Raw genomic sequence first — 13,834 nt, forward strand, 5'->3', positions numbered from 1 at the left:
ATAAGATGTGAGAATTTTATTTAATGTAGTAAAATAATCTCAATAGAGAGGGGAGTACTTATGCAGTTATGGAATAATTTCCGCTACCGGATCTCAGGCATCCGCACGACGCTGCTCTTAAGCTATTTGGTTATTATCTTTATTTGCATTGCCATGGTAGGGGCGGCTTCCTACTATATTTCTTATAAATCGATGTTGGAGAAGGTAGAGACGGCCAGCTTTCAGATTGTACGGCAAATTGAAAATAATATGGATAACGATATGCACAGCAAACGCAATCTGCTGCTGTCTCCCTACTACAATCAGCAATACATAGATGATATCAATGCCTATGCCTCTATGAGCAGCGAGAGCAAATTTGTGATCCGTCAAAGTTTCGAGGACTTGTATTTGAAAACGTTTAATACGACTCCAATCACGGATTTCGTTCGTTTTCGAATCTACTATAGCACGGGGGAAATGATGAGCTCTTCCAACAATAGCGCCCATGAGAATCCTGCTAAAGTGCGGAATGAATCATGGTTCAAGGACACAGTGAACAAAGACGGAAGAGTGAATTTCATTAACGTTCCAGACTCGGAATCCATATCTGAAGAGCGGACCATTGCCTACTCGACAGCAATTTTAATTCGTGATTTTGCCAATCCGGATCAATTTATTGTGGTTCGTGCCGATTACAGCGACAGCTTATTCCGCAGCATTTCCCAGAATGCCGATCTTACGGAGACCAGTAAATTTCTCGTGCTGGATGAGAACAATACCCCCGTGTATGTCTCGGAAGGTTATTCAGTTAACCTGCTGCAGGATATTCTGTCCCGTATGGAGGGCAAGCAAGGGAAATTCTGGTTCAATCATGAGGACAGTCAGTACTTTATTTCGTATACACGTTCAGAATATTCGGGCTGGAAGACCGTGCTGTTGATGCCAAAAGAAGAAATTGTGAGCCCACTAAATTCGATCAAAACGGCGGTCATTTATACAGGCGCTTTTGCTTTCATGATCACCTTTCTGCTGTCCATTCTGCTGGGTCGGATGATTACGAAGCCGATTCTTGATTTACATAAAAGCGTCAACCGGATCAAACGGGGCGATTTCTCAGTGGGGCTAGATGTGAACCGCAGAGATGAAATCGGCCGGATCGCGATGAATTTCAATGCGATGCGCAATGAATTGCAAATGCTGATTGAGAACAAATATATCTACCAGATCAAGCTGCAGGAAGCGGAGCTAGCGATGCTCTATTCACAGATCAATCCGCATTTTCTCTATAACACCCTCGATAGTATTAAAGCTATGGCCGACTACTATTCTGTGGAAGAGATTAGCGAGATGGCTCAGTCACTGGCGGACATGTTCCGATACAACATCAAGAACAGCGACGAGGTAGTTTCCCTGCGCGAGGAACTAGAGCAGATTGAGGCTTATATCAGAATTCAAAGCTTCCGGTTCGATGGGAAGTTTCAATATAGTGTGGACGTGGAAGAAGAGCTATACGATTATTCGATTTTGAAAATGACATTACAGCCACTCGTGGAGAATGCAGTCTTCCATGGGATTGAACCGATGAGAGAAAAAGGCAGGATTGTGATCGCTGCGCGCAGATACGCAGACGGTGTACACCTGAGCGTCAGTGATAATGGGGTTGGGATTATGGAGGAAAGGCTGGAGGAAATCCGGGCCGCGCTCGTGCGTCCGGTAGTTCAGGAACAATATTTGAGTCTGCCCTCTGGCGTAGGGATTGGCATTCGTAATGTTTATGCTCGATATGCAATTCGTTATGGTACCAGAATGGAATTTCGGATCGAAAGCAATGAAGGTGCAGGTACGCTGATTACGCTGATACTTCGTGAGGAAGCTGCCGGAAAGTCGAAATAATCAACACTAATAGTCGAGATCGTGAATGGGAGATGGAAAGCGCTTGCATTAAAATAAAGGAGTAGCACAGGGAGCTAGATTAATGGGGAGGTTATAGCAAGTGAGAAAAATGAAAACGGTATCAATGTTGCTCGTAGTATCTCTGGCATTGCTCGGTTTAGCAGGTTGCGGAGGGAATAATAATAACAGCAATGCAGCAAATAACGGCAATACAGCGAGTACAGATGCAAATGCCACAAACACCAAAAACACTAAAGATACCAAAGCGAAGGACCCGGTCACACTTAGCTTTGTGATACCCAATACGGTAGATACAGCACCGTTTACCCAGCTATTCGGGGAATTTGAGAAGCAGACAGGCAATAAGGTTGAATTGCAAGCGCTTCCGGGTGGAGAGTTTGACAATATGATGAAGACGCGTTTCTCTACAGGAGATTTCCCCGATCTGTTCCTGATGCAGCCCGGTACGAAACAATACGTAAAGCTGCGGGCAGATGAAATGCTGCGTGAGTGGTCCGGCGATGTGGATGTGTGGGCACGAATCATTCCTTCGATGAAGGACGCTCAAACCTTGGACGGTAAAATCTATGGTGTCCCTTATGGAGCTACCGGCATGTACGGTGTGTTCTATAACAAGGATGTTTTTACAAAAGCTGGCGTAGAGCCACCTAAAAATTACGCCGACCTCATTGAGATTGCCAAAAAAATTAAAGCAACGGGTGTTACCCCGTTTTATGAAGGTGTTAAAGACGGCTGGCCTGCCCAAATCTTCTATCTGACGGGTTGGGTATCGAATGTGGACCCTGCCATCGGTGATGAAGGTGTGGCTAAGCTGCAGACAAATGAATTGAAGATGAATAATATTCCAGAACTGAAGAATCTGTTCACTAAACAGAAGGAACTCATAGATCTGGGCTTGTATCAGGATAATGTGCTGGCAGGTACCTTCGATGAGATGCAGACGATGCTTGGCGAAGGAAAAGCCGCTATGGTCTTCAATCTGGACGGTATTATCCCGCAGTTGGAGAAGAAATTCGGCAAAGAGTTTGTTAACGATAAGCTGGGCTTCTTCCCATTCCCTTCAGACACAGATCAAGGTGTGGCGGTAGTCACTCCTCCGAATCAGTTGATGATTCCTACACAGGCCAAACATGCGGATGCGGCAGTCGAATTGGTGAAGTTCATGCTTACCAAAGAGATGACAGATATGTATTATGCTGCAGCTCCGGGTATTCCAATCTTTGAGGATGCCAAGGTAGATCTGGTTCCGGTTCAACAGACTGTTAAAGATTTGATAGAAGCCGGTAAATCCAAAATCAACATCCAGAACCGTCTGACTCCGGTCTTTGCAGATTTCCAGAAGCTGCTGCAAATCTTCTTTATCGATGGCGATGTGGATAAGGCGTACAAGGATTTTGCGGCTAACTATGAGAAAGACGGCAAATCGAAGCTTCTCGAAGGCTTCAAGTAAGTACAGAAGGAATTGGGGCTATACCTGCTGCCCGCCTCTACCCCGTAAATTGTTAGGGAGGGCGGCGGAAGGTCCAATCTGACTAGTCCTTTCGGCTGACAATATAGAGAAAAGGAGAGAGATCCATGAAAGGACGCAAATACCCTTTATATTTCGCATTCCCAGCGCTGGCGGTGTTCCTGCTGTTCTTCATTACGCCGACCGTTATCGGCTTCTATTACAGCTTTACGGACTGGAACATTAACGCGGATACGATATCTTTCAACGGACTGGATAATTACCGGGCGTTGTTTCAAGAGCCGAGACTCTTGACCGCTTTTAAGAATACGCTTATATTCGCAGCTGCAGTTACGGTGTTTCAGAATGTTTTGGGGCTTGGACTGGCATTGATTCTAAACGAGGCACTCAAGGCAAAGAACTTTTTGCGGATGATCTTTTTTATGCCTTATGTCATCTCACCGATCGTCATTGGTTACATTTTCCGGGCCATCTATCATCCCTCGAACGGTATCATAAATCATGTGCTGAACTCTGTTGGGCTAGGCTTTATGGCGCAGGATTGGCTCAATAATCCGAAGTTTGCTTTATTTTCAATCATCATGACCGATTTGTGGCGGGTTACAGGCTTCTCCATGGTTGTCTATCTGGCAGGTTTGCAATTTATCTCCAAGGATTTAATTGAGAGTTCCTCCATTGATGGCGCGCATTACTGGCAACGTTTCCGCTTTATTGTATTCCCTTTACTGGCGGCTTCTTTAACGGTGAATGTGCTGCTGGCAATGATCAATTCAATGAAAATCTTTGAAATGGTAATGGTGCTGACAGATGGCGGGCCAGGGTATACGACAGAAGTGTTCTTCACTTATATAAGGAATATGTTCAGTACGGGGCAATTTGGATATGCTACTGCGGTCAATCTGATGCTGTTTGTGCTGGTTACCCTAATCGGTGTGCCTGTGCTAATGGGCCTGAAGAAGAGGGAGATGGAATACTAATGCAAACGCAGAGACGTGGCAGGCTGATTGTGCTGGAGGTAGTGGCTTTTGCGCTGGCGATTCTGATCCTGATCCCTTTCTTCATGATTCTGATTAACTCCTTCAAGGACATTCGCGAATCCGCATTGTTTGGACTTGGATTGCCATCCGTGTGGAAGTTCTCCAACTATAAAGATGTATTCGAGCAGGCCAATATCCTACGCGGATTTAAAAATAGTGTCATGATCTCCGCTTCAGTAGTTGTATGTGTCAATCTGTTTGCTTCGATGGCGGCCTTCGTCATTCAGCGGAGGGATGACAAGTTCATGCGTGACACCTTTTATATGTTTATTGTAGGCCTTATCGTTCCGGTATCCATTGTTCCGACGATCAAGCTGATGAGCGATCTGCATATTAAAGGCACTTACTTCAGTCTAGTGATGTATTATACGGCGGTGCTGCTGCCCTTTGCAATCTTCATGCTCGTAGGCTTCATGAAATCGATCCCGCGTGAGCTGGATGAAGCGGCATTACTGGAAGGGAGCAGCTATTTCCGGCTCTATTTTCAAATGATTCTGCCGCTCCTGATGACGGTTCTGGTCACTGTAACCATCGTCGTACTGGTGTCCGTGTGGAATGACTTCTTCGGGCCCTTTTACCTCATGACGGATAGCACCAAGTGGACGCTAGTGCTGCAGGTGTTCAACTTCGTTACCCTTTACAGTACCAATTGGGGCGTTGTATTCGCCTTCATGGTGATGGTGGTTGCACCCGTGCTTATCATTTATCTGTTCCTGCAGCGTTTTATCATTGACGGATTAACAGCAGGTTCATTGAAAGGCTGAGGGTTCGCCTTCTCACAGCCCGCTAGCTCTATCTAGCCAACTTCATCCCTACTTCGGAGGTTATAAACATGCGCAGAGTATTAATCGTTGATGATGAAAAGTGGATACGTAGAGGTTTAATTCAGTCGATTGCCTGGAGTGAATTTGAGCTTACGCTGGTGGGAGAAGCGGAGAATGGGGACGATGCCTATACATTGGCACTATCGGTACAGCCGGATGTGCTGTTTCTGGATATGCGGATGCCGGGCATGGATGGCAAACAGCTGCTCGCACTGCTCAGTCAAGAGCTGCCGAATCTGCTGGTCATTGTAATCAGTGGGTATTCGGATTTCGAATATACCAAAGAGGCGATCCGCCATAAGGTATTCGATTATCTGCTGAAGCCGGTCCGGAAAGAAGAGCTGAATACGGTACTGCGCAAAGCTTGTGAGGAGCTGCAGCAGCGTGAGGATAATCAGCGTGCAGCCTTGCAGCAAAGAGGACAGGGCTGGCTCCGGGCACTGCTGGACAGTTCGGCGGAAGAAGAAGGTGGAACAGCTATTGGCGTGACCGAAGCTATGCCACCGGAGTGGGCAGGACAGGAGTTGGTTGCGCTCATCGGGCAATCTGATGTCTTCTTAGAGACTATGGAGTTGGATTCAGCTTGCCTGCTGAGCAGCCTCCGGGAGCAATTGAACCGAATTCAACCGTTTCTTTTTGGGAACGGAAGCTGGTCCTATGAAGCCTCTTTTATGAGCGGCAGTTCTCGGGAACTGCTGCTTGTGTGTTCCGGTAGCCGGTTTGAGCGGGATGATCTGCAGCGGGTATGCAGTATTCTGCAAAATGTCCTGAAGCGGGCGGGTTGTCCCTTCGCAAGTGTTGGAATCAGTACGATCAAGCAGGAAGGGCGTAAGCTCCGGGAAGCCGTGCGGGAAGCAGAGCAAGCACTGAAGGGTAGATTGCTGGGACAAAGAGATCTAGTTCTAGAGGCGGAGCACAAGCAGGCAGCCGCCAAGTTTACCTATCCAGGAGAGCAAGAGCGGGCTTTTCTACTCTCCCTGCAATCCGGAAGCCTACTTGCGGCTCAACATGAATTTTTCGAATTTCTATATAAAGTCTCAATGGATACGGTGAGTGTGGAGCAGTTGCAGCGGAGCTCGTTGCTGCTCTTGTACGCGGTAGAGAAACAGCTTCAGGCCAAAGGTGCAGATTTCGGACATATTTGCGGAAAAAGTCCTGCGGTTTATACAGAAATTCTGGGTGCACGAAATGATAAAGCCTCAGTCACTACAATATTCACAGAAGAGCTAATTCCTGCTGTAACTGACTTTTATAACAAGCTCGGCGAGAAACAAGCTGGGAAAGTTGTGGAGGAAATGAAGCAGCAGGTGGAAGCTTATTACGATCAATCCTTGTCATTACAGGGAATCGCCCAGAGTTACTATATGAATCAGGACTATTTAAGCCGGATCTTTAAGAAAGCAACGGGCAAGAATTTCATCGATTACCTGACCGATGTACGTATATGCAAATCCAAGGAATTGATGAAGTTCTCTAAATATAAAAATTATGAGATCGCGCAAATGGTGGGGTATGAGGATTATCGGTATTTCAGCCAAATATTCAAAAAAAGACTGGGTATGACCATAGGGGAGTACCGTAATTCCGCAAGCCAGGCCGATCATCAAGGGAGAGAAGAACCATGTCCAAACATCTGATTCCTGACACACTAATGCTTGAAGAGAGAGCCTTGCACGCCATTAACGCGCTTGTGGGCATTGCCGATCACGACCATGACGGAATTCCGTTTTTCGCGGCCGATTTGATGCAAGAGCCTGCCTGCATGACCCATGGAGATTGGGACTACGGCTCATCTCACGGGCGGATGATTGATGCGCTGGTGCTGGCCCGCCACATGACGGGTTCAACAGAGGGCCAAGAGACGGAAGAGAAATACCGTGCGAATCTAATGTCCTATTTCAAAGAAGATGGACTTAGCTACCGCCAGGTCAGCCCGGCTCATGACTGGGAGCCTAACGCCAATCTGATCGACCAACGGGCAGTCATTCTATCCCTGACCTCTTGGTATATGGAGAGTGGCGACCCCAAGGTGAAGGAAGCGGCAGACCGACATGTTGCAGCATTGAAGCGGATTGCCATTAAAGAACGGGACATCTGGTTCTACCCCGCCTCTGAATATAAGGAAGGCGGCTGGCCTTCCTCGAATGGGATCCTGCTGCGTCTTGCACCAGATCCGGCCTCCTTTTGCGGCAGGCTGGTTATGCCGCTCTTGAAATATCATGAGGTGACGGGCAACAAGGATGCTTTTGAGTTATGCCAGTTCTTTACGGCGCTGATTATCGAGCGCAGCGGTGTGTTTAACGAGGACGGCAGCTTTAATACGGCGCTCGCTTATCGCAGTGGGCATTTCCACACGCGTATAGGGACGCTGGATGCGATAGCCCGGTTTGGAGCTTTTACCGGAAATGCAGCGACGATCGCTTGGGTGAGGAAGAGTTATGATTGGGCGCTGACCGTGGGCACTACCTTCGGCTGGACTCCTGGTGATATGCACGAGCAGGCTTATGAACACGAGACTTGTTCGCTGGTGGATCTGATCTCAACCGGGATTACGCTGGCCCAAAGCGGTTATGTAGAATATTGGGGTATCGTAGAACGTTTCCTGCGCAATCATTTAACAGAATCCCAGCTGCTGGATTTGGATTGGGTACAGCAGTCGGAAGACCACTCGAACGATATTCATGGCGATATTTCCTACTATAAAGTAGCGGACCGGACTAGAGGCGCTTTTGCGGGCTACTCAGCCCCGAATGATTTTGTCTGCGATGTGATTGAAGGGCGGGGCCACACGAATGATCTGCAAATCTGCTGCCTTGGCTCGGGAACCCGCGGATTGTTCATGGGCTGGAGCAACACCGTTACGGAGCACAAGGGCACAGTTAGTGTAAACTTCCTGTTGAACCGTGGCTCCAAATGGCTGGATGTGCATAGCTATCTGCCCCATGAAGGCAAGCTTGTCTTGAACATCAACGCCGATATTCCGCGTCTGCTGGTGCGTATTCCCGAATGGGCAGGCTTCACTAAGATCAAATATACCCGCGAACGTGGCGGCATAGTAACAGCAGGACATGGCAAAGAACCAAGCCGCTGGGTGAACCGCTGTTTCCTGCTGCTGGACGAGGCCTATGAAGGGGAGACGATTACGATTACGTTCCCGCTTAGCTTCCGTACGACTGTGGAAACAGCTGTGGATCAGAGCTTCGTGACCGAATGGCGTGGAGACGATGTGGTCAGCATTACTCCACAGGGCAAGACCAAACCGCTCTACACCTCGCGTGTAGTCTTCGAGCAAGCGCCAATGAAGGAAGGTAGCTTGCGACGTCCGGAGCAGGATTTTATCTGGTAGGGGATATAGAAAGGTATAGCTATATAGGCAGGAATAGATTTAGCTGCACTCTGTACACTTATTCTGGGGAATTGAACCGCTAAAGTGACTTTAGTTGTATTTCGTGCAGCTAAATTCCGATGAAATCCCACTTCACGCCTTTGCCAATGAATATAACTGCAGAGAATGCAATTAAAGTATCAGTTCTCGGTAAAGGCGATGTTTTAAGTGTACAAAGTGCAACTATTCTTGTAACGCAGGCATGTAACCCAAACAGGACTGTGCGTATAGTGCATTCTGTATAGGTAGGATGTAAGTTGAAATATTCACCGCAGTTACGATTAAAGCCGATTTAGGAGAATCATAAGCTTATATAGAAGAATAAGAATCGAAAGTAATAACTTAGGGAGTGAGTAAAGATGAAGACTGTGGTAGCTGTGTATACAGGACAAGGATTGGCTGATCCACTGAAGGCGATATTCAAGGAGTTGCTGCCTGATATCAGATTGGTGAACATTATTGATGATAGTCTGATCGGAGATGTGGTGCAGGCCGGAGAGGTTCAACCCGGTGTAGCCAGACGGCTGGTGCAATATTTCCATAACGGTGAAGAGCTTGGAGCCGATGTGATTCTGAATACCTGCTCATCTGTCGGCGAGGTTGCTGATGATGCGCGGAAATTGATCGGTGTGCCTATTGTGAAGATAGATGACTTGATGGCAGCGAAGGCGGTTGAAGGCTACAGCCGAATTGCTGTGCTGGCGACTCTGCCGTCCACGCTTGCGCCGACGATGCGGTTAATCCGCAAGAAGGCCAAGGAAGCTGGCAAGGAAGTTACTCTGGTGGACGGACTCGCGGCAGGGGCCTTTGACGCGCTGGTCTCCGGCAAACCAGAGGAGCATGATGCTATCCTGCTGCGGACAGCTATTAAAGCTGCGGAACATGCGGAAGTCATTGTGCTGGCACAGGGTTCGATGGCCAGAATGGAGCAGGCATTGCAGGCGGCAACGGGCATCCCTGTGCTCTCTTCCCCACGGCTCGGCGTTCAGCAAGTGAAAGAATTGCTGAATCGTTTATAGGAAAGTCTGCTCGAAGTCAGTCATAGAGAGTTATAGACTGTATTTTGTTTGATCGGATTCTATTGTACGAAATACATTAGAATCCTTTTTTTAGCCAAATTGGACATTTCTAATGTACGTTCTGCAATGAAAGAGAAAGGTGAACGCGGATGGAAAAGCTGAAGCTGGATGAGATACAGAGCAGATTTGCCGAGCCAGACTCACAACGTCTGGAAGAGCTTTTATCTGTAGCCCTTAAGAGTAATCACAGTAAAATTATTGTCCTGGATGATGATCCAACAGGTGTGCAGACGGTACATGATGTAACGGTAATCACCGATTGGGAGTTAGAGAGCATTCGAAAGGGGTTTCTTACCCCTGAGAAGGTGTTTTTTATCCTGACGAATTCAAGAAGCTTTACCGCAGCGGAAACGAGTGCAGCACATCAGGAAATTGCCGAGAATATTATGACCGTCTCCCGGCAGTTGGATCGAGATTATATGATTATCAGCCGTGGGGATTCCACTATGCGAGGGCATTATCCGCTGGAGACTGAGGTTATAAAAGACAGCATCGAAAGCAAAGTGAGCTACAAATTTGACGGTGAGATCCTTTGCCCTTTTTTCAAAGAAGGCGGTCGGTTCACGGTTAATAACATTCACTATGTTGCGGATCATGGCCTGCTGACTCCCAGTGGCGACACGGAGTTTGCCAGAGACAAAACCTTTGGCTACACTTCATCCCAGCTCGGGGAATGGGTGGAGGAGAAAACCGAAGGCGCCTTCCTGTGTGACAGTGTGACGATGATCTCTCTGGAAGAGCTGAGAGCTTGCGAGATCACGGCTATTGTGAAGAAGCTGAAGGCTGTAACAGGCTTCAATAAAGTGATCGTTAATGCGCTGGATTATTGCGACTTGCAGGTGTTTTGCATCGCTTTATATGAGTCGCTGGCTGAAGGGAAGAAGTTTCTCTATCGCACAGCCGCGAGCTTTGTAAGGGTGATTGGCGGAATCAGTGAACAGCCACTGCTGACAGCGGAGAAGCTTATAGGTTCGGGGAACGGCCATGGAGGCCTAATTGTTGCAGGGTCGCACACCGCAAAAACTACAGCACAGCTGGAACAGTTGAAGCACGGCAGCAATGTGGTCACGCTAGAGTTTAATCAGCATTTGATGGTGGAGTCGGAGGAGATCGTGCAGCGTGAAATCGCTAGGGTAATTGAACAGTGCACACTTCTACTGAGTCAGAATAGAACTGTTGCCCTCTGTACACGGCGTGAACGACTGGATTTGAACAGCGGTAATAAAGAGGATGAGCTGAGAATATCCGTCAAAATCTCTGATGCGTTAACCAGCATTGTCGCCAGTTTGCAGATTAGACCCCGCTTTATCATTGCCAAAGGAGGCATTACCTCCAGCGATATCGGAACCAAGGCCCTGAAGGTGCAGCAAGCTATTGTTGCCGGGCAGATCAAGCCAGGTATTCCGATATGGATATGCGGGGAGGAGAGCAAATTCCCGCAGTTGCCCTACGTTATTTTTCCGGGGAATGTCGGAGAAGAGTCTACGCTTAAAGAAATTGTAGAGGAGCTAACCTCATGAGAAAGGTAATTATCTCTGTTGCCCCAACCTCTGCTCAAGTCACCGCTATTGATCCGACTGAGCTTGCACGGGAGGTGCTGGAAGCTAGACAGGCAGGAGCCGCCATGGTCCACATGCATGTAAGAGATCGTGGAGGACAGCTTACTGCGAATATTGAGGTGTTTAAAGATACGGTGGAGCAGATTATCCGTGAGAGTGACATTGTAATCCAAGCCTCGACAGGTGGCCTGTCTGAGCTGACTATTGAGCAGCGCTGTGCACCCTTAGCTTATGACAAGGTAGAGACCGTCTCCTTGAATGTGGGATCAGTGAATCTTGGGGAGGCCATTTATCGGAACCCGCTTGGCGAGGTGAAGTATTGCGTGGAACAGATCCTAGAGAATCATAAAGTTCCAGAAATCGAAATTTTTGAGCTGGGCATGATTCATACGATGCTGGAGCTGGATAAGCAGTTTAACCTGCCGAAGCCGATTCTATTTGATCTTGTGTTGGGCCATCAGGGTGGCGCACCAGCCACTATTGAAGCCTTGATCGCTTTGCGAAGCTGCGTTCCGCGGGACGCCCTGTGGGGAATTACTCATGCAAGACGAAGTGATTATTCGATTATTACGGCAGCTATCGCGATGGGAGCGAGCCTTGTCCGGATCGGCTTTGAGGACAGTGATTATCTTGCTGAACACGAGCGCGCCAGCAGTAATGCCCAGCTTGTAGCGAAGATAGCGAGTATTATTGAAGCTATGGAATTTGAGGTTGCCAGCCCGGAGGATGCGCGAACTATACTGAACGTTCGATGATGACTCGATGAAGGTGGAAAAGTGAGATTGTAAAATAGAACCCGCAGACACTTTACAGGTGCCAACGGGTTCTTTGTTATTTTTAATTTCAATCTCCACCACCGCCGCCAGCGTCACCACCACCAGAGTCGCTATGGCCGCTATGACCACCGCCACCAAAGTCGCTATGACCACTATGGCCCCACCCACCGGAGTCATGAGGATTGCTGGGAGAAGAATCATTAGAGCTCTGTCCATTCAGTAAATCTGGAGTAGAGGCGACCAAGAAGGAAAGGCTTGTTGCATCATCATTGAGATTGCGTCCACGTCTGCTACTCCTGCTCCGTCTTTCATGGTTGTTGTTATCGCGCAGGAGAGCCCGTATCACAATAAATACAAACACCACTATTACTATAACGCCAATGCCCATAGTCACGCTCCCTTTAGAAGTCGTTCCAAAAGTTATATTCCCTAAATTGTACCATACTAATTTCTGAATTGTCTTGGCGTAGTCCCGGTATATTTCTTGAATACCTTGGTAAAATAGCTCTGGTCGTTAAAATGGAGCCGGGTTGCGATATCTGACAAGGTAACGCCGGAATACTCCATTAGGCGTTTGGCTTCTTCAATTCGTTCCCGTTGAATATAATCACTGACCGCGATTCCGGTCTCCTTCTTGAACAGCTGGGAGAGATAGCTCCCATTCAAGCCCGCCACCTCCGCCAGCTTGTCCAAAGAAAGCTCCTCATACAAATGGTTGAAAATATAGTTCTGGCAGACCGCCGCGGTGCGTGACAGCATCGTGGTTCGAGTGTCCTTGACCTGATCGGCAAAGTCGCATAGGGCGTCGAGGACGGCGTTCTCTACGGCAGGAACATCCCTCAATTCTTCGATGTGCTGAATATGGAAGTCACTTAAAGTATAGGCGATCTCCCAGAACAGCCCCCCACCAATAGCTGCGCGTGTTGCCAGCGTAATAGAAGCAACTGCCAGATTTTTTTTGCTGCGCAGATGGCTTTTTTTGGAGAGCAGTCCGTATTTCTCCTCGGAAAAGGTGGCGTGCGTGCGCAGCAGCTCCGCTTTATTTCCGTTTTGGATATGGCGGAACAAATCCTGTTCCTGCATAGGTTCGTGGTGCAGCCATATATTCTCGCGCCGGAAGGAAACATTCAGATCGGGGCTCCCGACTGGTTGCTGCTTCGGCTTTGAGGTGCGGGCGTCCAGCAGTAACTCGGTAATAGATAAGGTTTGGCCAGTGACCAGTGTGTATAGCAGCATAGCAGCATGGTACAATCTCGTCCGGGTTAGTACGGTTAGGTTGCGGTAATAGTGCTGCCACTGCTCCTGTAGCCCCAACGGAATATTATTATCGCGCAGTAGATTCGCTGCTTTGCTCTCGGTAAGGGGTTCGTAAAGAGAGGGCCCGACCACGATTGTTCCAGCGGTTTGGTGCCCAGACGTCAAAGGGAGAATAATGAAATTCTCCAGCGAATGGGTGGTGCGGATGATAGGTATGGGTGTAGTGGCCACCACAGCAAGATCAATCGGACTGGCAGAGTCTATAGGGTCCGTAATCTCCTTAAGCATCTCCCCAAAGTCAGGAGTCAAAGGGCGACCTTCTAACGATAACGGCAGTTGATGCACAATCCCCCGACTGGAGTCCAGCACAAACACGGGAGTCTGGTAGGCCTCAAAGATTAATTTGCAAATATACTGCATTCCTTCTTGATCCTCCAGAGTCATCAATATTTATCTCTCCCATCTAATGAAAATACCAATAATACAATGATAATGCCATAAATCCCGAATGAAGTCTATTAGAATGGAAATAGTAAACGTATTCAGAGGAGGC

11 protein-coding genes are annotated in these 13,834 nt (G+C 48.0%); 9 read left to right on the plus strand and 2 right to left on the minus strand.

Going from position 1 to position 13,834, the window contains the following annotated elements; translation table 11 throughout:
- Positions 1-60: 60 nt before the first annotated feature.
- The 9 genes from GJB61_RS04270 to GJB61_RS04310 all read left to right on the plus strand — a co-directional run bounded on the left by GJB61_RS04270 (position 61) and on the right by GJB61_RS04310 (position 12,003).
- The gene (locus GJB61_RS04270; protein WP_154117187.1) at positions 61-1,875 is read left to right on the plus strand and encodes a sensor histidine kinase; all 1,815 of its coding nucleotides are present in this window, start codon (positions 61-63) and stop codon (positions 1,873-1,875) included.
- A gap of 109 nt (positions 1,876-1,984) precedes the next feature.
- On the plus strand, positions 1,985-3,346 hold the full coding sequence (locus GJB61_RS04275) for an ABC transporter substrate-binding protein (protein ID WP_229521477.1): 1,362 nt from the start codon (positions 1,985-1,987) through the stop codon (positions 3,344-3,346).
- A gap of 125 nt (positions 3,347-3,471) precedes the next feature.
- Complete coding sequence (locus GJB61_RS04280) at positions 3,472-4,341, plus strand: carbohydrate ABC transporter permease (RefSeq protein WP_154117189.1); 870 nt, start codon at positions 3,472-3,474, stop codon at positions 4,339-4,341.
- Positions 4,341-5,165 carry a carbohydrate ABC transporter permease gene (locus tag GJB61_RS04285; RefSeq protein WP_154117190.1) on the plus strand — a complete coding sequence of 275 codons (825 nt, stop codon included), beginning with the start codon at positions 4,341-4,343 and terminating at the stop codon, positions 5,163-5,165. The genes GJB61_RS04280 and GJB61_RS04285 overlap by 1 nt, the downstream gene beginning before the upstream one ends.
- A 68-nt stretch (positions 5,166-5,233) precedes the next feature.
- Entirely contained in the window at positions 5,234-6,862 is a 1,629-nt protein-coding gene (locus GJB61_RS04290; protein WP_154117191.1) for a response regulator transcription factor, read from the plus strand.
- Positions 6,847-8,571, plus strand: a complete 1,725-nt coding sequence (locus GJB61_RS04295) for a glycoside hydrolase family 88 protein (protein WP_154117192.1) — start codon at positions 6,847-6,849, stop codon at positions 8,569-8,571. Before GJB61_RS04290 ends, GJB61_RS04295 begins: the two co-directional genes overlap by 16 nt.
- A gap of 398 nt (positions 8,572-8,969) precedes the next feature.
- Positions 8,970-9,629: an aspartate/glutamate racemase family protein gene (locus GJB61_RS04300; RefSeq protein WP_154117193.1), complete on the plus strand. Its 660-nt coding sequence runs from the start codon at positions 8,970-8,972 to the stop codon at positions 9,627-9,629.
- A 149-nt stretch (positions 9,630-9,778) separates the two neighbouring features.
- The gene (locus GJB61_RS04305; protein WP_154117194.1) at positions 9,779-11,209 is read left to right on the plus strand and encodes a four-carbon acid sugar kinase family protein; all 1,431 of its coding nucleotides are present in this window, start codon (positions 9,779-9,781) and stop codon (positions 11,207-11,209) included.
- Positions 11,206-12,003 (plus strand): beta-keto acid cleavage family enzyme, encoded by a 798-nt coding sequence (locus GJB61_RS04310; RefSeq protein ID WP_154117195.1) that lies wholly within the window; start codon positions 11,206-11,208, stop codon positions 12,001-12,003. Before GJB61_RS04305 ends, GJB61_RS04310 begins: the two co-directional genes overlap by 4 nt.
- Positions 12,004-12,091: 88 nt before the next feature.
- On the opposite strand, the gene GJB61_RS04315 is transcribed toward GJB61_RS04310, so the two are convergent.
- Both GJB61_RS04315 and GJB61_RS04320 read right to left on the minus strand, forming a co-directional pair.
- The gene (locus GJB61_RS04315; protein ID WP_229521439.1) at positions 12,092-12,418 is read right to left on the minus strand and encodes a hypothetical protein; all 327 of its coding nucleotides are present in this window, start codon (positions 12,416-12,418) and stop codon (positions 12,092-12,094) included.
- Between the two features lie 50 nt (positions 12,419-12,468).
- Positions 12,469-13,725 carry a helix-turn-helix domain-containing protein gene (locus GJB61_RS04320; protein WP_229521478.1) on the minus strand — a complete coding sequence of 419 codons (1,257 nt, stop codon included), beginning with the start codon at positions 13,723-13,725 and terminating at the stop codon, positions 12,469-12,471.
- Between the last annotated feature and the right edge of the window lie 109 nt (positions 13,726-13,834).

It is taken from the genome of Paenibacillus monticola (assembly GCF_009664975.1).
GTDB lineage: Bacteria > Bacillota > Bacilli > Paenibacillales > Paenibacillaceae > Paenibacillus_AQ > Paenibacillus_AQ monticola.